Source organism: Halomonas sp., assembly GCF_041689495.1.
Taxonomy (GTDB): Bacteria; Pseudomonadota; Gammaproteobacteria; order Pseudomonadales; family Halomonadaceae; genus Halomonas.
Genome location: NZ_JBDNGD010000014.1, coordinates 1 through 1,803 on the forward strand (window position 1 = coordinate 1; position 1,803 = coordinate 1,803).

The following is a 1,803-nucleotide window of genomic DNA, read 5'->3' on the forward strand; positions in this document are numbered from 1 at the left end:
AGGAAACCGGCAGGCGACGGTCATGGCCGCTATTCCCGCCGACGAGTCAGCGGAAGCGCCGCTGGCTCAACAGGTGGCGGACCAGAGGGCCGAGGATCAGTTCCATGGCCAGGGAGAGCCGTGACCCCGGCACCACCAGGGTGTGTCGACGACTCATGAAGGCATCCTGGATCATCGCCAGCAGGTAGGGGAAATCCACCGTGGCGGGCGTACGAAAGCGGATGACCACGAAGGACTCGGCATCGGTGGGGATGTCCTGGACCTCGAAGGGGTTGGAGGTATCCACCGTGGGCACGCGCTGAAAATTGATATGGGTGCGCGAGAACTGCGACTGGATGTAGCGCACATAGTCATCCATGCGCCCCAGGATGGTGTCGATAACCGCCTCCTGGGAATAGCCACGCATCTTGATGTCCCGGTCGATCTTCTGGATCCACTCCAGGTTCATGGTCGGCGCCACGCCCACCAGCAGATCGACATGGCGGGCGATGTCGTGCTCGGCGGTGACCAGGCCACCATGCAGACCCTCGTAGAAGAGCAAGTCGGTACCGAAGGGAAGCGACTGCCACTCGGTGAAGGTGCCGACCTGGTAGCCGGCCTCGATCATCTGCTTGTCCTCGGCATGGATATAGTGCCGGAAGGTCCCTGCACCGGTCTCGCCATACTCCTGGAAGAGTGCCTCGAGATAGTCGAGTCGGTTGGCCTCCACCGCGAAGTGGGAAAGCTCGTCCTTGCGTTCGGGTTCCTCACGGAAGATGCGGGCCAATTCCACCCGGTTGTAGCGATGGAAGGCATCCCCGTCGACGAAGGCGGCATGCACATCCTCGCGGCCGAACATGCGCTCGAAGGTACGCTTGACGGTGGTGGTACCGGCACCCGAGGAGCCGGTTACCGCGATGATCGGGTACTCACGGGACATCAGCTGCCTCCCGCCCGACTGAGCGCACGATGGGCGATATCTCGACGATAGAAGGCGTCGGGCCAGTGGATCTCGGCCAGGCCCTCATAGGCCAGGTCCCGGGCCGCACCGACTCCCTCACCCAGCGCTGTGACACACAACACCCGTCCACCGGCGGTGACCACGCGGCCATCCCGCTCGGCCGTGCCGGCATGGAAGACCTTGCAGCCCGTCGCCTCGGCGGCCGCGAGTCCCTCGATGACATCACCCTTGCGGTAGTGGCCCGGATAGCCACCGGCCGCCATGACGACGCCCACGGCAGGGCGAGCATCCCAGTCACAGGTCTTGCCGGCGAGGTCGCCCCGAGCCCCGGCCAGGCAGAGGTCGGCGAAATCCGAGGTCAGACGCACCATGATGGGCTGGGTCTCGGGATCACCGAAGCGACAGTTGTACTCGATCACCTTCGCCTTGCCGCCGGCATCGATCATCAGGCCCGCATACAGGAAGCCGGTATAGGCATGACCCTCCGCTGCCATGCCGCGCACGGTGGGCAGGATGATCTCTTCCATGATGCGCGCGTGGACATCATCGGTGACCACGGGTGCGGGTGAATAGGCGCCCATGCCACCGGTGTTGGGGCCGGTGTCACCGTCACCGGCTCGCTTGTGGTCCTGGCTGGTGGCCATGGGCAGCACGGTCTCGCCGTCGACCATGACGATGAAGCTCGCCTCCTCGCCCTCGAGGAACTCCTCGATCACCACCCGGGCACCGGCATTGCCGAAGGCATTAGCCTCGAGCATGTCGCGGACCGCCGCCTGCGACTCGTCCAGGGTCATGGCCACGATGACGCCCTTCCCGGCCGCCAGGCCGTCTGCCTTGATGACGATGGGGGCACCCTTTTTCTC

Annotated in this window: 2 protein-coding genes; both read right to left on the minus strand. The window is 64.7% G+C overall.

What is annotated here, in order from left to right; genetic code table 11:
* Positions 1-46: 46 nt before the first annotated feature.
* On the minus strand, positions 47-919 hold the full coding sequence (locus ACESMD_RS00460; RefSeq protein ID WP_372609336.1) for a phosphoribulokinase: 873 nt from the start codon (positions 917-919) through the stop codon (positions 47-49).
* Positions 919-1,803 (minus strand): phosphoribosylamine--glycine ligase (gene purD / locus ACESMD_RS00465; RefSeq protein ID WP_372609337.1); only part of this gene is annotated, 885 nt, incomplete at its 5' end. The genes ACESMD_RS00460 and purD, both read right to left, overlap by 1 nt.